This is a genomic window from Algoriphagus resistens (genome assembly GCF_001442615.1).
Classification (GTDB): Bacteria; Bacteroidota; Bacteroidia; order Cytophagales; family Cyclobacteriaceae; genus Algoriphagus; species Algoriphagus resistens.
On sequence record NZ_LMXN01000017.1, the window covers coordinates 105,345 to 127,025 of the forward strand.

Below are 21,681 nucleotides of genomic sequence, written 5' to 3' on the forward strand. Positions count from 1 at the left end.
TTATATACTGCAAATTTTCATTAATTTAAGATGATCTTCGATCAAATGCTTTGTTTTGCCGATACAGTCTGCAAATGGAGTGAAAATCACATCCTGATTGACAATTCCTACCATATGAAACTGATAGCCAGCAAGAAGTCCTTCTACGGCAGACATTCCACAGCGACTTGCTAAAACCCGGTCACGGGCGGTGGGGTTTCCTCCACGCTGAATATGACCCAAGGTGGTAACTTTAAAGTCTTTCGAAGGATCATTCAACTTAATTTTCACTTTTTCCATAACAGTCTGCGCATTTCCTGCATCGTCACCTTCGGCTACTACGATGATGCTTGAAGATTTGCTTTTTCTAAGGTTCTTCAAGGACTTTACCACATCATCTAAATTAGTTTTGGTCTCAGGCACCATTACGAATTCAGCCCCTCCGCCAATTCCTGATTCCACTGCGATAAATCCTGCGTCCCTTCCCATCACTTCTATAAAGAAAATCCTATCGTGAGCTGCAGCCGTGTCGCGGATTTTGTCAATGGCCTCTAATGCCGTATTTACAGCGGTGTCAAAACCAATAGTGTAATCAGTGCCATATAGATCATTGTCGATAGTTCCCGGGCAGCCAATGGTAGGAATGCCATATTCTTCAAAAAATAGCTTAGCTCCGGTAAATGTACCATCTCCACCTATTGCTACCAATCCTTCAATGCCATGTGCGATAAGATTGTCATACGCTTGCTTTCTTCCTTCAGGAGTTTTGAATTCCATAGACCGGGCTGATTTCAAGATCGTACCACCGCGCTGTACTATATTACTGACCGAATGGGACTGCAAACGCTTGATGTCACCATCGATCATCCCCTCATATCCACGATAGATTCCATATACTTCTAATCCTTTAAAAATGGCGGTACGAACTACTGCTCTTACACATGCGTTCATGCCAGGACTATCTCCTCCAGAAGTAAAAACTGCTATTTTTTTCATGTTCATAGGTTTAATGGCCAAAAATAAGGATTTAAGAAGGAATGCTTTCAGTTTCTTAAATTATTAAACTTTTAATAAATACTGGAGCGGAAAAGAACTTGAATTCCAGCACTAAAAATCTGAATTTGTATCTATGGAAAAAAGAAAATTACCTGTTGTAGATTTTGAGATAAATCCAATTGCGCTGGGCTGTATGTCGCTACAAGGCAATTTGAAAGAAGATCAAAAGATCATTGATGCAGCTGTTGCAGGAGGGATCGATTTTTTGGACACGGCAGATTTGTACCAAAAAGGCCTGAATGAAGAGATTGTGGGAGCTGCAATCCATGATAAAAGAAAAGATGTGATCCTAGCTACCAAAGTCGGGAATCAATGGAGAAAAGATGGCAGCGGATGGGACTGGAACCCTAGCAAATCCTATATTCTGAAAGCAGTAGAATCGAGTTTGAAGAGATTACAAACCGACTACATAGACATTTATCAATTGCACGGAGGGACATTGGATGATCCTTGGCAGGAAGCACTCGAAGCATTTGAAATACTGAAAACTCAAGGGAAAATCCGGGCTTTTGGCATTTCTTCCATTCGACCCAATGTGATCCGAAAGGTTTTGGAGTTGAGTTCTCCCGCTACTATTATGATGCAGTACAGTCCGTTGGATCGAAGGCCGGAGGAGATGGCTTTTCCTATGATCGCTGAATCTGATACCAGGGTTTTAGTGCGAGGAGCCTACGCAAAAGGCCTTTTGATCAATAAGTCCGCGGAAGAGTTTTTGGAATATTCAGCTTCTAAAGTAAAAGAAATCCGTGAGCTGATCTCAGATTCTGGTTTGCTTCCCGAGGCTTTTTTGCTTCGCTTTGGATTGATGCAGCCGGCAGTCGGTTCTCTTGTGATTGGGGCAAGTAAGGAGAAGCAAGTAGAAAAATTGATTTTTGCTTATCAGCAGCAGGAAATGATTTCGGATGGACTCATCAGGGAAATCTCAGCTAAAATACCGTTGAACCGATACGCACAGCATAGGTGAATTACCTATCCACGGCAGGGCCGATGGGTTGGGCTTCGGAGGTCATAGACTCGCCCAATGGCAAGGCCTCATCCCGTCTTTGTTTTATGTCCGATTTTATTCCAATCCATAGCCGGAAATCCAGATTTTGAAATTGAAGTAATGGAACCAGATGAAAACCCTATCCATTTTCTTATCCGGTACATTCCCTACCTAGCTGTACCACAAATGGTCCGGAGGTTAAACAAGGATCCGTCAATTAGGCTTAGAACATCCGGGGAGGTTACAACGGTTATATCGATACTGTCATCCATTATGGGGCGATGAGTTCTTTGTTTGTGCAATAGGTGAAAGCTCACTGGAGACCATCCATCAATATATCCTTTCACAAGATCAGAATCTCTGTGCCTTGCATCCCATCCACGCTAAAGCGATGAAGGGGCTTTATGGACACATTATAAAATTCCCGTTGTCAAAGCTCCATAAATAGTCTATTTTGGAAGTGGTTATTTTATACTGCCATTAGAAACACCCAAATATGAAATTTAGACTGTTGCTTTTTGTTTTACCGGTTTTAATCTGGTCCTGTGAGCCCAAAGAACTCAATGAATCTGAGCGCTGGGAGGATACCGCCAGCCGGGTTGAGATTATCCGGGATGATTTTGGGATTCCTCATATTTATGGCAAAAGCGATGCGGACGCTGTTTTTGGTTTGCTGTATGCACAGTGCGAGGATGATTTCAGAAGAGTGGAGCGAAATTATATCTGGGCTACTGGAAGATTGGCTGAGTTGGAAGGGGAGGAGGCTATTTATAGTGATCTTCGGGCTAATCTATACATGACAGAAGCTGAGGCAAAAGCTGCTTATGAAGCAGCACCGGATTGGCTGAAGAAGCTATGTATGGCTTTTGCTGATGGAGTGAATTACTATTTGGCAACACATCCGGAGGTTAAACCACAAGTGATCACACGTTATGAGCCTTGGATGCCGATGTTTTTCAGTGAAGGATCTATCGGTGGTGATATCGAGCAGATTTCAATTCGGGAAATCCAGGCGTTTTATTCGGGAAATGAGTCGGATGTCATGGCTTTCAACAGGGATGAATTTGCAAGTAAGTTTCTTTTGGAGGAGCCAAAAGGGTCTAATGGAATCGCTTTGAATGGTGAAATGACTGCCTCAGGGAATGCTATGCTATTGATCAATCCGCATACTTCGTTCTATTTCAGACCGGAAGTTCATGTGGTGAGTGAAGAAGGGCTGAATGCTTACGGCGCGGTGACCTGGGGGCAGTTTTTTGTCTATCAGGGTTTCAATGAAAAAACGGGATGGATGCATACGTCCACCCAGGTTGATTTCATAGATGAGTTCCTCGAAGAGGTATCTGAGAAAGATGGGAAATATGTGTATCAGTATGGTGATGAAAGCCGAGAGGTAGAAGAGTTTCAAGTTTCTTTAAAATACCAGGCAGGTTCAGAATTGAAAGAGAAGCCATTCACTTTTTACAGAACCCATCATGGTCCGATCACGCATAAAATCGAAGATAAATGGGTGGCTACAAAAATCAACTGGGACCCTGTCAATGCGCTTAGCCAAAGCTTCACCCGGACAAAGCTGAGCAATCATGCTGAGTTTAAGAAAATGATGGAAATCCGGACTAATTCTTCCAACAATACAGTTTTTGCTGATGCAGAAGGAAATATTGCCTATTTCCACGGCAATTTTATCCCAAAGAGGAATGAAGGTTTTGACTTTTCAAAACCTGTGGATGGCGCAGATCCTCAGTCGGATTGGCAAGGTCTGCATACCGTGGACGAAACTATAATGATCTTAAATCCCAGAACAGGGTGGATTCAGAACTGCAATTCTACACCTTTCACTGCTGCGGGGCAGTTTAGCCCAAAAAGGGGAGATTATCCATTTTACATGGCTCCCGATCAGGAAAACTACCGGGGAATTCACGCAGTAAAAGTCTTGAATGAAGCTTCTGGACTGACATTGGATAGTTTGATAAAATTGGCCCATGATCCCTACTTGCCTGCCTTTGAGAAGTTGATCCCTATGCTGTTGAGAGCTTATGAGAAGAGGGGGGTAGCCGATCCCCGGTTTACTGAGCCTATCAAAGTCCTGGAGTCCTGGGATTACCGAACCTCAAAGGGATCAGTTGCTATGTCCCTGGCGCATTTTTTTGGAATGAATTTCATAAGGAATCACGGAAATATCAATAATTTCATTTCCTTCAATCTTGATAAGGATAGCAGTATGCCTAGTCCATCACCGACCGAGCTTCTGGCGACATTCAGCCAGACACTTGATGAGATGACCGCTGATTTTGGTACTTGGAATACGCCATGGTCAGAAATAAACAGATTCCAGCGGTTGACCGGAGAAATTGATATGTCATTCGATGATTCAAAGAAATACACACCGGTCGGTTTGGCTTCCGGAACTTGGGGGGCTTTGGCAGCTTTTGGAGCGAAAACCTATCCTGGAACAAAGAGATTGTATGGCTACAGAGGAAATAGTTTTGTAGCAGTAGTGGAATTTGGAGAGAAAGTAAAAGCAAAATCAATTCTCGCCGGCGGGCAAAGTTCGGATCCGAATTCCCCACATTTCTATGACCAGACTCAGGATTACGTAGATGGCAAGTTCAAAGATGTAGCTTTCTATCGGCAGGATGTTGAAGCTAGGGCAGAAGAACGTTATGTACCGGGGAAGCGGGAGTAGTATTCAGTCTTCAGTGATCAATTCCCATACATATCGGTGGAGGATTGGAAAGGATGAGAGATTTATTTGTAAGAAGTAAAAAGTGTAAAATAATTGCCAATTCAATTTCATATCCCGTTCATGTTCATCATGTTGTTGGATATTTATTTAAGTTTCCCAACTATTATACTAAAACTCACCTAAGTTTATGAGAAAACTATTCTTTTTCATGTTTTTTGGCTCTTCTGTAGCTTTTGCGCAGCAAGAAAACACCAAGCCTCAACGAGCTTCACTAGAAACAGAAACCCGAGTAATCCGGCAAGACGTACCGATGACGAATTCAATCCGAAAGGCTTTTGAAGAAGGATCGAGGAATTTCTCCGGCAAACCAGGCGAAAATTATTGGCAGCTGGAAACAGACTTTACCATCAAAGCTAGTTTGGATCCAAGCACACAGACTATTACTGGATCTGAGAAAATCCTTGTGCATAACAATAGCAAAGAGGATTTGAATGAGATCGTCCTTCGGCTTGATCATAATATTTTCAGAGGAGATGTGCCACGCGGCACTTCCGTACCTGCGGAAAACACAAAAGGAATGATCGTGACTGCCATCAAAGTAGCCGGAGAATCTGTGGATTTGAGCGCTGCTCCCGCAGGAAGAAATGCTCCTCCCGCTTTACGGGTAAGAGGTTTGCATAGTACCGTCGCGACGATTACACTTGTCAATCCAATCAAAGCAGGTACTATTGCGGAGGTTGAGATTGATTGGCATACCAAATTGCCAGGCGGTGACAATGGCAGAGGCCATAGAATGACACAGCGTTTTGACAGTACTTTATTTCAGCCTACCCAGTGGTTTCCTAGATTGGCTAAGTATGATGATCTGAGGGGATGGGAAACCAGCCTCTACTTAGGTCCTGCAGAATTCTTCAATAATTTCGGACGCTTTGATGTGTCTCTTACAGTTCCGGCTGGTTGGATAGTAAGCGGCACAGGGGTGTTACAAAATCCAACTGAAGTTTTGACTCCAACAGTAATAGAAAGACTTTCTACAGTCCTTGACTCTGATGCAGAAGTGACACTTGTAGGAGAAGATGAGAAAGGTCCGGGTAAAGCAACTAAAGCTGGAGACAAGCTGACTTGGCACTTCGTGGCAGATAAAGTAAACGATTTTGCCTGGGCTACCTCGGATAGATTTATCTGGAAAGCAAGCCGGGCTACTATTCCGGGAAAAGGCCCCGTACCAATTTATATGGTTTTTATTCCTGAACGGGCTAAATACTTCGAGAATGCAGTGGAGAATACCCGACATGCGTTGGAGTTCTATTCTAAACTTTGGGCACCTTATCCTTTTCCTCAACTCACCCTTCAAGATGGGCCGAGTGCTGGTATGGAATATCCTATGGTGATCAATTCCAACCAAGGAGCGGCAGATCATGAGGCTGCGCACCAGTGGTGGCCGATGATGGTTGGAACCAATGAAACTCGCTACGGCTGGATGGATGAGGGTTTTAACCAATACATGAATATCCTATCTGCGGCAGACAGCAAGGGAGTTGACTATAATTTGGATGGCCTGGGACAAAGCTACGGGCGAATCAGCGGTTTGGAAGATGAAGCACCGATGATGTGGAGTGCCAACGATGCGGGCATGATGTATGGATTTCAGACTTATGCCAAAACCCCACTGATGCTTTCTATGCTCGGTGGAATAGTAGGGGATGAGGCTGTGATCAATGCGATGAAAAAATATACCGATGCTTGGGCGTTCAAACACCCGTCACCTTGGGATTACATGTTTTTCATGAATAATGAATTAGGACAAAATCTGGAGTGGTTCTGGTATTACTGGTTATTTACCACAGAATCTGTGGAGGGCTCTATTCAGAATGTGACTACTTCAAATGACAAAACAACAGTTACAGTACATCAAGCTGGGCAAATGCCAGCACCAGTCGTTTTGAAAGTGGAATTCGAAGAGAAGGGTTCTGCGATCAAGAAAATACCAAATGCAACTATGATAGATGGGACTACTGCTGAAGTGACTTGGCCTGTAACGGTTTGGTTTGATGGAAGCCGTACATTTGAGGCAGTTTTGGACTTCGGAGATCGGGAAATTAAAAAAATCACGTTGGATCCACATGGTCGCTTTCCTGATAAGGATACAGCAGATAATGTTTGGCCAAGATAAACAGAATAAAAAACGAAGCTTGAAAGAGCTTCGTTTTTTATTAGCCACTGACATTCACAGAAGTTTTTACTGAATGCACAATTTAACGTATCCTGCTTCCTCAGAAGCTTGGCCTGGTTTATTTGAGCATCGGGAAGTTTTATTCAACAACTTCTTTTTTGTCGACTATCCATAGAAAAAGGCTGGAACTTTGTAGATTCCAGCCTTTCAGTAATGAAGTCAGTTGTATTAAAAAGGAAGATCGGCTTCGCTTACTTTTTCGGTTTTTTCACCCAGGAATAGGAAGTTATTCACCACCACCTCAGTGATGTATCGCTTGACTCCGTCCTTGTCACTGTAGTCACGGTTCGAGATTTTACCTTCGACGGCTACTTCAGATCCTTTGTCGGTATACTTTTCAAGTAGCTCTGCATTCTTACCCCAAATGACGAGTCTGTGCCAGGTTGTTTCGGTGACACGCTCACCTTTTTGGTTTTTGTAGGATTCGTTAGTCGCGATATTAACGCTACCTACGATCTTGCCACTTTCCAGGGTTTTCAATTCTACTTTCGCTCCCAGGTGACCGATTAGCTGTACTTTGTTTCTTAGCGCATTCATGATGTTTGTTGTTTTGATTAGATAATTTGTTTGTCGTTTTCGCCAGAGGAAAAACTTATGATCCAAAGTTGCAGGATCGGCCCGCACAGAGTCGGTAGCTAGTCGTTTGTATTCGATAGTATTCGTTTGTTGTCGGATAATGTGGGTTTGTTATACCTATAAGGCGACTTTCGAAAATTTGGTCAAATTGAAAAATGAACCTTGTTCATGGTCTGGATATAATCAAGGGATTTGAAGCTTCACAAAAATTTTGTGTCATAAAATTAAAGAAAAGGCATACAAGTAGGAGGAACTAAAGATGTTGGTTTTTACTCCGTGCTTCAAAAGGTCTTCCCTGTTTCTTCGTGGAAAGCTAGGGTTATTATGTTCTCGAATAAAGAATTAGTACGCAGATACAATTGAACAGGCGTGGCAAACTTGGGAAGAAAAATGTCATGGAAAAAGTAGATATTTCAGCTACAAAAGGCTTACGCCAAGCGGATTATAGATGGTTTTGAAATTTTGCATAGTTAAATTTAGGATGCCCTTGGGGATATGAAGCAGGTTTTAAGCTCTGTCCGAACACCGGTACTTAACGTTGTGCGGAAATAAAATTAGACCTTTAACTGATATGGAAACGAATAAAAATATTGAACGCATTAGCCGCGGAAGAACTGACTACATTCTTGACTTGATGAATGATCCTAGTTGGAAGGAAATATTGCTAAAGGGACAAATAAAGCCATTACAGTGGCTTGTGTACTATAATGATTTAACTGGTTTAAAGGCAGTTTTAAAAGCAGGCGGAAATCTCGACAGTATAAATCTAAATGACGAGTTGGGAAACGCGGCATTTTTTGGACATTGGAAAATATGCGACTTCCTAATCAACAATGGAGCAGAGGTGAATTCTTATGTGGACAATACAAATGAGACACCACTTCATAATGCACTAGCTAAAGCCGGACGACCCTACTATTTTTACGTGGTAAAACTTCTCATAGACAAGGGAGCCAATGTAAATGCCAAAACAGTTGCTGGATTAGAAACGGGAGCATTTATGCGAGATGTAAGGACAAAGGGGGAAACACCCTTACATAGAGCTGCTGCTTATGCTGACGAAAAAACAATTTCATACCTAATAGAAAATGGTGCTGACAAAACTGCCAAAGATGCCTATGGGAACTCCCCTTTAAGTTGGGCAAGTGAACACTTACGACCCGGGGCAATTTTGTCGTTGTTAAGTTATGATAAGTACAATGTCAGCAATGCACATAAAATCAAAAATACAAGCGATCATGGACAGGGCTGGGGAAATGGCATGGATTGGAGTCTATTAGGAGACTATTTGCCCGAATAAAAATCCTCTTCGGACGAAAACATTACTGCAAGCATTGCAATCAAAAGCATTTACCTAGAAAAGGAGAAGTGTAAAAGTGGTACTTCCTAGTGATTTAGTGCTAAATACCCCTCATAGAATAATAAACTGTATATATAGTTTAAAAATGAGAAGTTGACTTGGACGATAAATTCAATTCTAAAGATATTGGAAAGGCTTTTTTCAACCGGATCAACAGGGGTAAGAGAGTTGTTCTTCTTAAAAAATAAAGTAGTCTCCTTAGTGTGCTTAAAACATTCAGGGAATAGTAATAACGGGGAAGAACTGCTTAAAAACTTTAAATGCCAACCAGGCGAACAGCTAGGGCTTTGTTCTCCAAAATGAAAATGAAGTAATTTAAATTTTAGGGTTTTATTATTTTTAGATGGAAAACAAACGATCCATCAAAGAAAGAATTGTAAAAAAAACAACTAATGAATATTAAAATACACACGATAAACGACACTAAAATTGTAGAAGTGACTTCGGAGGATATCATCATCAACAAAGCCGAAGATGGATTGGATTTATTGGGGAATATTTACTATCAGGGTTTTGACAAGATTATAATTTATCAAAAGAATATCACCTCCGATTTTTTTGAACTGAAAACCGGAATTGCAGGTGAAATACTTCAAAAATTCTCAACCTATCGAGTTCGCTTGGCCATAGTAGGTGACTTTTCTAAATACAAGAGCAAAAGTTTAAGTGACTTCATTTATGAAAGTAACAAAGGCAGACAGGTAAACTTCGTTGATTCAATGACAGCCGCACTAACAATTCTTTCATTGACGTGACCCCAGAACCTCCATCAGGGGCTTTTTTTCAGAGACAGCGGAGCATTTTCCCGTTGGTCTATGATGCAGAGAATAAGAAAACCAAAGGAAAATTCAAGAAAGAACCGCTAGCCTTTGTTCCAAGCTGCGCCTACAGAATGGCTGGCTTGAGAATAGCAATTTTGAAGAAACTGATAGCTAAAGCATTTTAGATATTTGCCTTGAGTTTAATAGTTTAAAATATATGCTATCATGATTACAAAAATGACCATCACGAACATCCACGTGATTGACCAAGACAGGGCCTATGATTTTTATGTGAATAAACTAGGCTTTAAGGTAGTGGATGATATCCCTATGGGGCCAGACACAAGATGGCTGACAGTTTCCCCACCGGAACAACCCGATTTGCAGCTAGTCCTTTTTCCAGTGAAGGTGAGTAAAATGTTTCCCAAAGAAACCGCTGAAACCTTAATTGACCTAATCAAAAAAGGAGTGTTCGGCTGTGGTGTTCTCACCTGTACCGATATTTATGCCACATATGAAGAGCTGAAATCCAAAGGAGTGGAATTTATCAAGCCGCCGAAGAAGGAATTTTATGGAACTGAAGCGCTCTTTAAGGATGATTCCGGAAACTATTTTTCGTTGCAACCCATAGCCAATTTTGACAATGAAGACCGTGTTTGAAAGAGAGACAAGGGAAGAATTGATGCATCGGATTCATTCCTTAAAAAAGGACAATACCCCACTTTGGGGGGAAATGAACGTCTTCCAAATGACCAAACACAACACGTATTGGAACCGCTGGATTTTAGGTGAAGGTGATTTTGTGTATAAACAGGAGTTTTTAGGGAAGATTTTTGGGAAAATAGCATTGAAAAGAATGTTAAAAGGTGAAAGACTATTGGATAAAAACATCCCTACTTCTGAGCAGTTCAAAGTAAAAGTGATAAATGGTGACTTGGAAGAGGAAAAGTCTAAATGGGTTTCTTTGTTAGGTAAATATGAAAATTATAACAACCCGGAATTTGTCCATGATTTTTTAGGTAAAATGACCAAAGAACAAATTGGCATTTTTGTGCACAAACACACCGACCATCATTTAAGACAATTTGGCGTTTGAATAGGGGGGGCTGAAACAATTAAAAAATAGCGGTTTAAGATTCATCTAAACCGCTATTTTGCAATCAATAAGGGCCTGAATAGCTAAATTGTCATTATACATCGGTATTTTATTGGAGACGACTTTAATGCCAGCTTGCAAAATAGCGTTAGTTTTAAGCTGTGATTAAGCAAATAAGAAATAGCGTATATACCAAAATCCTTTGGGGAGTGATGGGGCTTTATTTGCTTAATATAAGTGCTGATATGGCAGACCCGCACCCCGCACATATTCCGGAAAATTTATTAATCAATGACCAGGAAAGTATCATCGAGGTTGTTGTTGAGCAGATATTAGGCTATGAAGATGTCTTCCAAGAGTACGATGATCCTGATACGGAGGGGAATAACAAAAAGACAACGGCGGGTATAGACATAATCGTTCAGCTCATTGCTGATAGCGTTATTGAACATTCATTCATTGAAGCTGGAAAAGTGTATTTTCCTGACTATAGCGCTTATTTGACAACTGGCTTTCAAAAACTCGATATTCCTCCACCCAAGATTTGATTTGTTTATATGAATTGATTATTCCCAATGCCTTGATTGGCACTGGGACAATTTTGTAGTGCATAAAGAACAAATCAAAAATGAACATCAAAAAAAAAGTGGTGCTAGGCGTTGCCTTGGCATCTTCAACCTGTGCAATTGCGCAAACCACCAAGACTGAAAAAGACAGTCTATATATCGATCAAACAGAAAATCGCAAGCAACCTGACAAGGTTTTGCATGCTGAACCACTCTATATTGACCTGATAAGGGACCTTGGGGCAAGAAAAGGCGAAAAGGAGTGGAACTTAGGTCTTGGTATGACCGACAACCAGAGATTTGACTCATATGAGGCACTTATAGAATATGAATGGGCTCCGATTAACCGCTTAGGTTTTGAAGTTGAGCTTCCTTTTACAATTTATTCGGGAATCAACGGAACTCCAAAGGATTCCATTCCTTCAAACAGCCTGAACAGTATCAAACTTGCAACCCAATGGTCTTTTTTCGTCAATGAAAAAATAGCGACCTCTATGGCGATAGGCTACATTAATGAGTTTGAGCTATCCGATTTCAGAAATTTTGGCCAGCCTTTGATAAAAGGCAATGTTTACAACCCCTTTTTGGTAGTTGCTAAGCGTTGGGGAAGTAATTTTCATTCATTGATTTACACAGGACCAAGGATTGAGCAAAGCTATGGCACTAAGAAATTTCACACAGTTTATGACATTAATACGAGTTCTCACTACATGATTTCAGGAACAAGAAATTTCATTGGGATTGAATTTAATAAGACGCTTGACAGTGTTGGTTTTGATATGACAATGAGGCCTCAGATGCGTGTAGAAGTCACAGATAGCTTGCTGATAGGAATTGTGGCAGGTATTCCGGTAAGCAGGCAAAATGAAGGGCTAAGTTCGTTTTTGAGATTGATTTACGAACCTAAACATGGGGATAAATAGCGTTTCGGATATCCAAAAATTATAATCTTAATAGGGAAGGAATTGATAGTATTCAGTAGTTTTATTTCAGGGAAATAGCTGGGCACACTACGCATTCCTTCCCTTTTCTTGTCTTTGAAACAACTAACTCGTGACCATCAAAATAATAGTCGGATTATTCATTGTTTTGGTTCTTTATTTACTTTTTCGCCCCAGAGGAATAAAAAGCGGGTTTGATGTGCCCGAAGTATTTCCGGAGGATTGGAGACTTTTTTTGCTAAGAGAAGTGAATTTCTATGCTTCTCTTACTAAAGAAGATCAAGCTGTTTTTGAAGCTGATATTCTACGATTTCTGAAGCGAGTGAGAATTACTGGAATTAAAACCAACGTGGATGATGAAGATCGGCTTTTGGTCGCCAGCAGTGCAGTTATCCCTGTTTTTGCTTTTCCAGAGTGGGAGTACAGTAGTTTGCATGAAGTGCTGCTTTATCCTGATTTGTTCACCGAAAAGTACGATTTCAACGAGCCGGGCCGGAATATCTCAGGTATGGTGGGAAGTGGAGGAGTGATGAATCATGTGGTGATCTTTTCTAAGCCTGCTTTGCATCGGGGTTTTGATAATGCCACCGACAAAATGAATGTGGGTATTCATGAGTTTGTGCATTTATTTGACAAGCAGGATGGAGAGATCGATGGGATTCCCCATACGATTATGAAAAATCAGACCATATTGCCATGGCTGCATTTGATCAGTGAGAATACGAAGAAAATGCTTGAAGGAAAAAGTGACATTTCTATTTACGGTGCTACAAATAAGCAGGAGTTTCTGGCTGTTGTGAGTGAATATTTTTTTGAACGGCCGCGATTATTCAAGCAAAAACACCCTGAATTATACGCAGTACTTTCTTCAATATTCCAAACTGATCTGGCCAATACTAAGGTAGGGGATACTAAGCTAATGCGAACAATAGGGAGAAATGACCCCTGTCCCTGTGGAAGTGGGAGAAAGTTTAAAGATTGTTGTATGGTGCATGATTAAAACCTTTGATGGTCGTGATTATGATTGTGCAGTACCTGACAGGAAATCTTTAATGGAGAAATTCAAAAAATCAATCTTAAATCTCTAATCCTTCAACTCATACCATTCGATACCACTAAGCGGAATCCTTCTTCCCTGAGGTGGTTGCGGTGCATAGTTTTCTGCCAAATAATCCAAAATAACAGATTCGCTTTCGCCTAATTCCCATAATCCCTGTGTTTGCTGCATCCAAACGATCTTGGAGTGCCATCCTTCACGGGTGAAACGATTTTGAAGAATCAATGCACTAGAATGGCAATTGGTGCAGTTTGCCTTGACCAACTCAAGCCCTTTCCCTGCTATCAACCCAGTCTCAATGTCTTTTCCATCAACTATTTCATTCGAGGATTCTAGCGTGTCTTCTGATAATTCTGTTTTAGGTATTTTGGTTGCTGGGCTTTCAAAGCTGGACAGATCAGGTTTGAAAAGTAAGAAAACAATCAATCCCAGTACAAGGAACAAGATCACCACTATTCCCACAACAGACTTCATCAGACCGCTGAAGAGTCTGTCTTTATTTGAGTTCGAGGATTGAGGTCTAGATTCAGGATTATTTTTCATGACCGTTAACTTACTTTTACAGCAATTCTATGACAGGCATTGTTTAAATATCCTTTCGGATTCCAACCAGGAATTACCATGGGCTGGGAGATTCCTTGGTCATCGGTAGCTTTTGCCCAGATCTCATAATATCCTGGCTGAGGGAAATTCAAATCAATAGACCACTGCTGCCATGCCAGTCTATTTACGGGTTTTTTCAAGCTGCATTTTCTCCAGGTGGCGCCAAAATCTGTTGTCACCTGCATCTCTCGCACTTCATGCTCTCCGGCCCAGGCATGCCCCTGCACGGTCAATTTTTTGGAAGTGCCAAACATCGCTCCTGATTTAGGGTAAGTAATGATCGATTTCACAGGCATGGATTCAATGATTTTCATATCCTCATCCGGTACTTTTTCACCTGGGGTTACAGGGTATTTTGGGACCCGGTAAGCATCCCCCATCATTTTCTCGCCATCATGGACCTGATTTCTCACGACTAGCTTGTGCAACCACTTACCGGAAACTGAAGCTGGCCAGCCTCCGCAAACCAATCTAAGGGGATAGCCATGAGCTAGAGGAATATCCTCACCATTGAGCTTCCAGGCAAGCAAGCTCTCATCCTGCATGGCTTTCGAAAGGGGAACACCCCGGGAGATTACGACCTTCGAAGGATCTCCATTCAGGTGCTTATCCTTGCCATAGTAGCCAATATAAACCGCGTCGGATTTGATGCCCACATCAGCCAACACATCTTTCAGTCTTACCCCCGTCCATTCCGAACAGTAAATAGCGCCTTCCTCCCATTGATTTCCTGATGCTGGGGGGTAAAAACCCGCACGTCCATTTCCACCGCATTCTAAAGTCAGTTGATACGTGTAGGATTTGAATTTCTTTTTGAGCTCTTCCAGTGTGTAGGTTTTCTCCTTTACCACAGATTCTCCGCCTATGGTAAGTGTCCAGTTGGCAGCATCCACATCCTCAGGAATCAACCCATTGTTGCGGATGAAAATGCTGGCAAAAGGCGTTATCGGATCATTCAATAAATGAGGTGCAGGCTCTACGTTCCAGGGCTTTTCATTACGGATGATCATCCCATCACTTTTCCCTTTCATAGGATCAAAATCTGCCTGGAGCATAACAGGGATATAGTCCTTTGGCATAGTGGCAGCATGGATGATATCAGCACCAAGTAAGCTTGATAGTGTTGCCAAAGTACTTTTTTTAAGAAAAGAGCGCCTATCCTTTAGCGTGTTTTGTGTATCCTTTGGGCTGTTTATTTCGGATTTAGTCATATGTAAGAGGGGAGAGAAAGTGCCTAATTGGTAAAATTAAAAATCTTATGGACTTATTATGGCATGCTGTGCCGGACAATTCTTTAAGTGGTATTAAGCATAAGCTATAATTAATTGCATAGCCAATATAAACTCGGTACACGTTTGCATCAAAAACTTCTGGTTTCTAGATATTACTTTATAGATTTTGCCCACCAGCGAACAAAAATGTCCGATTGAAATGCTTGAGATAGGTTTTATTGGCGAAATTAGTGGATTTGGAGCTTTTTTTAATGGCATAGAAATTTGATACCTGTAAAAGGGGAACTCTCTTTTCTAGAGAATCCTACTGCAGGTGTTTAGCACCTTTAGTGGGGTAACAAGGATGCAGATCCAGTGGTAAAAATAAAATTAAGAACATTTATAATGTGGAAGAACTACTTAAAAATCGCAATCCGTAACCTGTTCAAAAACAAATTGCACACAGGAATCAATTTAATCGGTCTCACACTCGGGCTGGGCGTGAGTACATTGATTTTCTTTTTTGTGCAGTTTGAAAGCAGCTTTGATGATTTTCATAGTGAAAGTGATCAGATTTTCAGGATTGAGCGACACCAGGTTGAGGAAGGAGAGCGTAGTTCTTCATACTCTACGCCAATAATCACTGCACCTACCTTTGCCAATGAGTTTTCGCAAGTGACTCATACTACACGTATGATTGGCGGGGCGGCTCAGACTTATCTAGATGAGCAGACCACCCAAAACCAACCATACCTGATGGTAAGTCCTGATTTCCTTGAAATTTTCAGTTTTAGACTGATCCAGGGGGATAAAAATCAGGCTTTGCAGGATAAGTTCGGCGTGGTGATCACTGAAGAGGTTGCCAAGAAATATTTTGGCGAAGCAGATCCTATCGGGAAATCTATGCGGTTGTTGATGGGGGACAATTATGAGGAATATCGGGTGACAGGCCTTTTGCAAGATCTCCCAGTAAATTCCAGTATCCAGTTTGAAGTGCTGATGAACGATGAAAATCTGGATTTCAATGTGGGAAAGGACAGTCAGGATTCGTGGTTTAATGTCTATGGCGACACCTATGTGAAACTCAATGAGACGCAGTCCAAGGAAGCTGTGGAAGCAGGTGTGGAAGCAATGATGCAAAAAGTGCTTGGTGAGGAGTATAAAAAAGGTGAATACCTATTTACCCTACAGCCTATAGCGGAAATGCACCTGACAGAGAGCTCTGATCCTGGAATGATAGAATCGACCCGTCCATCGCTGCTTTGGATATTGGCAGGGATTGCATTTTTGATTCTGTTGATTGCCTGCATCAATTTCACTACTATGGCGATAGGAAGATCTACCACACGCGCCAAAGAAGTGGGTGTTCGTAAGACTATGGGAGCAGATTTTGGGCAATTGGTTTTCCAGTTTTTGACAGAAGCATTTCTGACCACTATCGTAGCATTGGTGTTAGGATTGATTTTGGCAGAAGCCCTCCTTCCTACTTTTAATAATCTGTTTGATAAGCAACTTGATCTGGTTTATGGTACTACCCAACTCTTGATATTAGTTAGTTTGGTGGTTTTGATCACGGCTATGGCAGGTGCCTATCCGGCCTTTTTCATGTCCAGCCTGAAGCCTATTAAAGTGCTGAAGGGAAATCTTTCGATACGTTTTGGAAAGCAGGCTTTGCGAAAGGGGTTGGTGGCATTTCAGTTTTTCATTTCCTTTTTGTTGATTGCCTCAACCCTGATCATGGTCAAACAGATGGAGGCAATTCGAGATTATGACTTGGGTTTTGACCAAAATATGGTCATACTGGTCGATGTGCCAGATGTGCCGAGTACTAGTTTTGTAAAGTCAATAAATGCAGGCTTTGCGCAGGCAGAAAAGTACCGCCAAGCTTTAGAAGGCAGATCGGAAGTGCAATCTGCAGGAATCACCATTGCCACCTACGGAGACGATGCATTTTGGGATGGAGGATTCCCGACCGAAGATGGCAAGCAATTTAATTTCCGATTGAATTTTGTAGGAGGGGATTATGTGAAAACCCTGGGGTTGGAGATGGCGAAAGGACGTGATCTTAATCCACAGCCTGGATCAGACAGCAGTGCGGTTTTGATCAATGAGACGTTTGCCAAAGCGATGAACTGGCTAGACCCATTGGGTGAATTATTACCTAGCAATAAAATAGGCAACCATGAAATCGTGGGTGTGGTAAAGGATTTTAATCATAATTCATTGTACAAGGAAATAGAGCCTATAATCCTGGCGAAAAGCCCGGAGACCGTATTCAGTGGTATCAATATGTTGATGATCCATTCTGCTACCAATCCTAAAGTGATGGTGAAAGGCAATGGAACTGACTTCGAAGCCTTCCGGACATTGCTGGAGAATGAGTGGGAGCGAGTATTTCCTCTGGAGACTTTTAGCTTTAGTTTCTTGGATGAAACCGTACAAAAGCAATATGTAGCTGATGAGCGGCTTGGAAAAATGGTGTTATTGGCCGCTTGTATTGCTATCCTGATTGCGGCAATGGGGTTATTTGCCATGGCAGCACTAAGTATAGCTGGGCGAACCAAGGAAATCGGAATCAGGAAGGTGCTGGGAGCTTCCAGCTGGAGCATTTCCTGGATGTTCAATAAGGAATTCCTACTCATTACATGCGTAGGGGTACTGGTGGCTTTACCGTTGAGCCTGTATTTTATGCAGGGATGGATTGAGCAGTTTTCGGTGAAAGCGTGGCCCTCTTGGGTCAACTTTACCTTATTGGGATTTGCTGGAATAGCATTTACGCTAGTGGTTGTTTCGGCTCAGTCTTATAAGGCTACCCACATGAATCCGGTGAAGACGCTGAAGGATGAGTAGCGTATCGGGTAGAGTGTATCAAGAATCATGATTTTAGAGCTAAGAATCAAAAACTGAGAATCAAAAACTGAGAATCAAATTTATTTTGGATCACAATTTTAGAATCTTGCAAACTTCCAATTTTCTAATTCTAACAAAATGCTAAAGAACTACTTTAAAATAGCCTTTAGAAACCTAAAACGAAATAAGCTAAGGACGAGCATCCATTTTTTGGGTCTTTCGATTGGCGTAGCGATCTGCTTTCTGATCTTCAATGTGGTGATGCATTCATACAGCTTTGACAAATTCCATCCGGATAAGGAGAGAATATACCGAATAAACACCCTGACAGACTGGGGCAATGAGGGAATTTTTCCAAATTCAGGGACTCCAGGGCCTCTGGGAGAGATTATTGGTGAGGAAGTCATCGGTATTCAGGAAAAAGGAAGACTTTATACTATGGAGCAGACCTTAGTTGCCTTGCCTTCCTCTGGTAAAGTTTTTGGCAGATCGGATAAGGTTACTTTTGCAGATAATGGATTCTTTAAAATTTTTCCAAGGGAGTGGCTAGCAGGGAATCCTGAAACTGCTTTGCTCCAACCTGAATCACTGGTGATCACAGAAGAGAGCTTGCATAAGTATTTTCCTGGTTCTCAAGCATCAGATGTGCTGGGACAGGAGTTAATGTTTGCAGATTCAGATTCTATTTATGCCAAAGTTTCAGGTGTAGTTGCTGACTATACCAAAAACTCGGACTTTATTTTCACTGATTTCATCTCTTTTAGCACAATTCGGACACAGGAGCAAATAGAATGGTATGGTTTGCATGACTGGACATCGGTCAATTCAAGCAGTCAGCTTTTCGTGAAACTAGCTTCAGGGGTATCCCAGGAGTCCGTAGATAAGGCCTTTGAACCGCTTATTGCAAAAAACATGGAGGCTAAAGAGGATAGCGGATATGGCACAAGTTTTTTTACAGAACCACTATCCGAAATGCATTTTGGAGAGAATTATTCCTATGACAACGTTTCCAAAGTTTTCCTGAAAGGGTTGATTCTAATAGGTTTGATCATTCTTGTGCTTGCAGTATTGAATTTTGTAAACCTTGAAACTGCACAGGCGATAAGTAGATCCAAAGAAATGGGCATCAGAAAAACAATAGGAGGAACCCGCTTGCAGTTGATTACTCAATTTCTTGCAGAGACATTATTGATCGTCTTGTTTAGCACTATCTTGGCTATGGTATTTGTAGAAGGAATTAAAATGCTATTTGCAGCCTATCTTCCGAAGAATTTCAGTATAGAATACTTTACTTTTTACAACATTCTTTTCTATGTTGGGTTCCCTGTTTTGATCTCTATGATTGCCGGGATTTATCCTGCTGTGATTCTTTCTAACTATGACCCTCAGCGGGCCTTGAAGGGAGAATTGATCAAGAGTGGTAGTTTTTCTGTAGGAGTTTTTCTGAGAAAGAACCTGACAGTGATTCAACTGTCATCTTCTATTGCTTTTATTATTCTGGTTTTGGTACTGAACTATCAGCTGAAGTATGTGACCAGTCAGCCGTTGGGGTTTGATAAGGAAGCAGTAATGTACGCCTCTCTTCCGTTCATGTCGGATCCTGCTAAAATGCTTCAGCTTCAGGATCGCTTTAACCAGGAGGCAATGGTGGAAAGTGCGAGTTTGAGCGGTAGTTTGGTATCCTCTACGAGTCTTTGGACATCTGATGCCAAAGTGCCTGTGGACTCAGCTGAAAAGGAGATATATATACAGGTGATGAATGTGGATTCGGCCTTTGTACGTGTAAATGGTATTCCGCTGATAGCAGGCTCGGATGGGATAGATCGAAAAGATGAACTATTGGTCAATGAGCAATTTGTGAAAGAAGCTGGTTTCGCAAGTGCTGAAGATGCTGTGGGAATAGAGATAGAATATAGCGGGGAGCAACGGAAAATCATAGGAGTGATTGCTGATTTCCATTCCAGGACACTTAGAGAGGGAATTCGCCCATTGCTTTTAACCTATAATCCACAATATTTTCAAACGGTGAATGTTAAGTTGAATTCAGATCAAAACCTGGCTGCGGCAAAGGAGAAATTGGAGAAAATTTACCTGAGTATTTATCCCTACGAATCAGAGTCTTTTAGCTTTTTGGATACGCAGATCGATCGATTCTATCAGGAAGATGTGAAAATCAAAAATGTCTTGGGATTTGCCTGTGCGCTTGCGATTTTGATATCCTGTCTCGGCTTGTTTGGTCTTTCCAGTTTCACGATTGCCCAGCGGACCAAAGAGATAAGTATAAGGAAAGTCTTGGGAGCAACTTTACAACAGATTCTCTTTCTGATCTCCAAAGAATATATGATGTTGGTTGGCGTTTCATTTCTAATCGCTGTATTCCCTGCCTATTATTTCCTAAATGACTGGTTAAATGGCTTCAATACAAGAGTAGAAATGCCTTATTTGATATTTGTTGCAGCGGGGCTGGGAGTGATGGTAATTTGTATGCTTATCGTGGGTATTCACTCTTATGTGGCTTCGCAGACAAACCCTGCTAAGGTGCTGAAGAGTGAGTGAGTGGAAAGATTTTTGATTTTGGATTGTTAAAACAAATTCAAATTCCCGCCTTTTCTAAACTTACTAGGGTTGAATTCTGGCATAGTCTTGCCGGCAAAATACTTCTTCTTTGATGCTGAAAATAACAGGTTGATCATCTCGGCTACTTTGCCCTCACCCCGCATGCGTCTTCCAAACTGCGAATCATTGAGTTGACCGCCGTGCATAGAGCAGATTTGATCTAGTACTTTAGGGGCTCTGTCAGGAAAGTTTTTATGAATCCAATCTTCAAAAACAGGTCCTATACTTCCATTGAGGCGTACTACAGTCATTCCGGCCGAAAGCGCTCCGTGATCCGAAGCAGCTTTGAGTATTGCGGGAGTTTCATGATCGGTGAGACCAGGGATAATCGGAGCGCACATGACTCCTACAGGTACACCTGCTTTTGAAAGCTCTTCTATGGTCTTTAACCGCTTGATAGCACTGGCTGTGCGGGGTTCCATCCTACGTCTTATATTTTCGTCGAGTGAAGTAATGGAAATAAAAACGTTGACTAATTTATCCGCAGCCAGATCTTGAAGCAGGTCTAAATCGCGTAAAATCAGGCTGTTTTTAGTAATCATTCCTACGGGATGACGGTAGCGGGCAAATACTTTCAGTAGACTTCTGGTCAGTTCCATCTTTCGCTCTAGCGGCTGATAACAATCTGTATTTCCCGAAACACTGATCGGGACAGGTTTCCAGCTTGCTTTGTGAAACAACTTTTCCAGAAGCTGAGCTGCATTTGCTTTAACTATAATTTTACTTTCGAAGTCAAGTCCTGCATCAAATCCATAATATTCATGCGTATTTCTTGCATAACAATAGCTGCATCCGTGTTCACAACCCTGATACGGGTTAAGGGAATACATCAAACCCAAGTCCGGGCTTTCGATTTTGTTGACGATTGTTTTCGAATGTTCCTGATAGACTTTGGTCTGTGGCGACTGGATTAAAGGTTCGTCGAGTCCCTCAATATGCTCGTTGACATAGCGGTATCTGAGGAATTTGTTGTCCGTCTTAATCTGGGACCCACGCCCTTTGAAATAGCTTTCTGCTTCGTTCTTCTCCATTTGATTTCAATATACCGGCAGTTTAGGAAACGAAAAAGAATGAAAAATGATACTGACGGAAGGTGTCTGGATTATAA

General features: G+C 41.7%; 19 protein-coding genes. 14 read left to right on the forward strand and 5 right to left on the reverse strand.

Annotated features, from left to right (window positions below; all coding sequences use genetic code 11):
* On the reverse strand, positions 1-975 hold the full coding sequence (gene pfkA, locus AS141_RS23000; RefSeq protein WP_057940061.1) for a 6-phosphofructokinase: 975 nt from the start codon (positions 973-975) through the stop codon (positions 1-3).
* A 133-nt stretch (positions 976-1,108) separates the two neighbouring features.
* On the opposite strand from pfkA, the gene AS141_RS23005 reads away from it, so the two are divergent.
* From AS141_RS23005 to AS141_RS23015, 4 genes are all read left to right on the forward strand, one after another.
* Positions 1,109-1,999, forward strand: coding sequence for an aldo/keto reductase (locus tag AS141_RS23005; RefSeq protein WP_057940062.1), 891 nt, complete (start codon positions 1,109-1,111; stop codon positions 1,997-1,999).
* A gap of 57 nt (positions 2,000-2,056) precedes the next feature.
* Positions 2,057-2,305, forward strand: coding sequence for a transposase (locus AS141_RS27480; protein ID WP_157243556.1), 249 nt, complete (start codon positions 2,057-2,059; stop codon positions 2,303-2,305).
* 211 nt (positions 2,306-2,516) lie between these two features.
* On the forward strand, positions 2,517-4,703 hold the full coding sequence (locus AS141_RS23010) for an acylase (protein ID WP_057940063.1): 2,187 nt from the start codon (positions 2,517-2,519) through the stop codon (positions 4,701-4,703).
* Positions 4,704-4,890: 187 nt separating this feature from the next.
* Entirely contained in the window at positions 4,891-6,876 is a 1,986-nt protein-coding gene (locus AS141_RS23015; RefSeq protein ID WP_057940064.1) for a M1 family metallopeptidase, read from the forward strand.
* 228 nt (positions 6,877-7,104) lie between these two features.
* Here the strand turns inward: AS141_RS23015 and AS141_RS23020 are convergent, their stop codons facing one another.
* On the reverse strand, positions 7,105-7,473 hold the full coding sequence (locus AS141_RS23020; protein ID WP_057940065.1) for a single-stranded DNA-binding protein: 369 nt from the start codon (positions 7,471-7,473) through the stop codon (positions 7,105-7,107).
* A 610-nt stretch (positions 7,474-8,083) separates the two neighbouring features.
* Here AS141_RS23020 and AS141_RS23025 point away from each other — a divergent pair.
* The 8 genes from AS141_RS23025 (at position 8,084) to AS141_RS23060 (ending at position 13,236) form a co-directional block, all read left to right on the forward strand.
* A complete protein-coding gene (locus AS141_RS23025; protein ID WP_057940066.1) occupies positions 8,084-8,812 on the forward strand; it encodes an ankyrin repeat domain-containing protein in 729 nt (242 codons plus the stop codon).
* A 452-nt stretch (positions 8,813-9,264) separates the two neighbouring features.
* Complete coding sequence (locus AS141_RS23030; RefSeq protein WP_057940067.1) at positions 9,265-9,627, forward strand: DUF4180 domain-containing protein; 363 nt, start codon at positions 9,265-9,267, stop codon at positions 9,625-9,627.
* The gene (locus tag AS141_RS23035; RefSeq protein WP_057940068.1) at positions 9,624-9,818 is read left to right on the forward strand and encodes a hypothetical protein; all 195 of its coding nucleotides are present in this window, start codon (positions 9,624-9,626) and stop codon (positions 9,816-9,818) included. The genes AS141_RS23030 and AS141_RS23035 overlap by 4 nt, the downstream gene beginning before the upstream one ends.
* A 40-nt stretch (positions 9,819-9,858) precedes the next feature.
* Positions 9,859-10,293 (forward strand): VOC family protein, encoded by a 435-nt coding sequence (locus tag AS141_RS23040; RefSeq protein WP_057940069.1) that lies wholly within the window; start codon positions 9,859-9,861, stop codon positions 10,291-10,293.
* The gene (locus AS141_RS23045) at positions 10,277-10,729 is read left to right on the forward strand and encodes a DUF1569 domain-containing protein (RefSeq protein ID WP_057940070.1); all 453 of its coding nucleotides are present in this window, start codon (positions 10,277-10,279) and stop codon (positions 10,727-10,729) included. Before AS141_RS23040 ends, AS141_RS23045 begins: the two co-directional genes overlap by 17 nt.
* A gap of 161 nt (positions 10,730-10,890) precedes the next feature.
* Positions 10,891-11,277 (forward strand): hypothetical protein, encoded by a 387-nt coding sequence (locus tag AS141_RS23050; RefSeq protein WP_082632394.1) that lies wholly within the window; start codon positions 10,891-10,893, stop codon positions 11,275-11,277.
* Positions 11,278-11,357: 80 nt separating this feature from the next.
* Positions 11,358-12,218 (forward strand): HAEPLYID family protein, encoded by an 861-nt coding sequence (locus AS141_RS23055; protein WP_057940071.1) that lies wholly within the window; start codon positions 11,358-11,360, stop codon positions 12,216-12,218.
* A 130-nt stretch (positions 12,219-12,348) separates the two neighbouring features.
* Complete coding sequence (locus AS141_RS23060) at positions 12,349-13,236, forward strand: zinc-dependent peptidase (protein WP_087149457.1); 888 nt, start codon at positions 12,349-12,351, stop codon at positions 13,234-13,236.
* Positions 13,237-13,320: 84 nt separating this feature from the next.
* Here AS141_RS23060 and AS141_RS23065 read toward each other — a convergent pair whose 3' ends face one another.
* Both AS141_RS23065 and AS141_RS23070 read right to left on the reverse strand, forming a co-directional pair.
* Positions 13,321-13,836: a hypothetical protein gene (locus tag AS141_RS23065; RefSeq protein WP_057940072.1), complete on the reverse strand. Its 516-nt coding sequence runs from the start codon at positions 13,834-13,836 to the stop codon at positions 13,321-13,323.
* Positions 13,837-13,841: 5 nt separating this feature from the next.
* Positions 13,842-15,107, reverse strand: a complete 1,266-nt coding sequence (locus tag AS141_RS23070; RefSeq protein ID WP_057940073.1) for a sulfite oxidase — start codon at positions 15,105-15,107, stop codon at positions 13,842-13,844.
* Between the two features lie 405 nt (positions 15,108-15,512).
* On the opposite strand from AS141_RS23070, the gene AS141_RS23075 reads away from it, so the two are divergent.
* The gene (locus AS141_RS23075) at positions 15,513-17,957 is read left to right on the forward strand and encodes an ABC transporter permease (protein WP_057940074.1); all 2,445 of its coding nucleotides are present in this window, start codon (positions 15,513-15,515) and stop codon (positions 17,955-17,957) included.
* A gap of 138 nt (positions 17,958-18,095) precedes the next feature.
* Complete coding sequence (locus AS141_RS23080; RefSeq protein ID WP_057940075.1) at positions 18,096-20,513, forward strand: ABC transporter permease; 2,418 nt, start codon at positions 18,096-18,098, stop codon at positions 20,511-20,513.
* 26 nt (positions 20,514-20,539) lie between these two features.
* On the opposite strand, the gene AS141_RS23085 is transcribed toward AS141_RS23080, so the two are convergent.
* Positions 20,540-21,604, reverse strand: coding sequence for a PA0069 family radical SAM protein (locus AS141_RS23085; RefSeq protein ID WP_057940076.1), 1,065 nt, complete (start codon positions 21,602-21,604; stop codon positions 20,540-20,542).
* Positions 21,605-21,681 lie beyond the last annotated feature (77 nt).

What these genes read in the sequence shown, in the direction of transcription:
- pfkA (WP_057940061.1), bottom strand. Translation starts at nt 975, where the DNA reads ATGAAAAAAATAGCAGTTTTTACTTCTGGAGGAGATAGTCCTGGCATG.
- AS141_RS23005 (WP_057940062.1), top strand. Translation starts at nt 1,109, where the DNA reads ATGGAAAAAAGAAAATTACCTGTTGTAGATTTTGAGATAAATCCAATT.
- AS141_RS27480 (WP_157243556.1), top strand. Translation starts at nt 2,057, where the DNA reads ATGGCAAGGCCTCATCCCGTCTTTGTTTTATGTCCGATTTTATTCCAA.
- AS141_RS23010 (WP_057940063.1), top strand. Translation starts at nt 2,517, where the DNA reads ATGAAATTTAGACTGTTGCTTTTTGTTTTACCGGTTTTAATCTGGTCC.
- AS141_RS23015 (WP_057940064.1), top strand. Translation starts at nt 4,891, where the DNA reads ATGAGAAAACTATTCTTTTTCATGTTTTTTGGCTCTTCTGTAGCTTTT.
- AS141_RS23020 (WP_057940065.1), bottom strand. Translation starts at nt 7,473, where the DNA reads ATGAATGCGCTAAGAAACAAAGTACAGCTAATCGGTCACCTGGGAGCG.
- AS141_RS23025 (WP_057940066.1), top strand. Translation starts at nt 8,084, where the DNA reads ATGGAAACGAATAAAAATATTGAACGCATTAGCCGCGGAAGAACTGAC.
- AS141_RS23030 (WP_057940067.1), top strand. Translation starts at nt 9,265, where the DNA reads ATGAATATTAAAATACACACGATAAACGACACTAAAATTGTAGAAGTG.
- AS141_RS23040 (WP_057940069.1), top strand. Translation starts at nt 9,859, where the DNA reads ATGATTACAAAAATGACCATCACGAACATCCACGTGATTGACCAAGAC.
- AS141_RS23045 (WP_057940070.1), top strand. Translation starts at nt 10,277, where the DNA reads ATGAAGACCGTGTTTGAAAGAGAGACAAGGGAAGAATTGATGCATCGG.
- AS141_RS23055 (WP_057940071.1), top strand. Translation starts at nt 11,358, where the DNA reads ATGAACATCAAAAAAAAAGTGGTGCTAGGCGTTGCCTTGGCATCTTCA.
- AS141_RS23065 (WP_057940072.1), bottom strand. Translation starts at nt 13,836, where the DNA reads ATGAAAAATAATCCTGAATCTAGACCTCAATCCTCGAACTCAAATAAA.
- AS141_RS23070 (WP_057940073.1), bottom strand. Translation starts at nt 15,107, where the DNA reads ATGACTAAATCCGAAATAAACAGCCCAAAGGATACACAAAACACGCTA.
- AS141_RS23075 (WP_057940074.1), top strand. Translation starts at nt 15,513, where the DNA reads ATGTGGAAGAACTACTTAAAAATCGCAATCCGTAACCTGTTCAAAAAC.
- AS141_RS23080 (WP_057940075.1), top strand. Translation starts at nt 18,096, where the DNA reads ATGCTAAAGAACTACTTTAAAATAGCCTTTAGAAACCTAAAACGAAAT.
- AS141_RS23085 (WP_057940076.1), bottom strand. Translation starts at nt 21,604, where the DNA reads ATGGAGAAGAACGAAGCAGAAAGCTATTTCAAAGGGCGTGGGTCCCAG.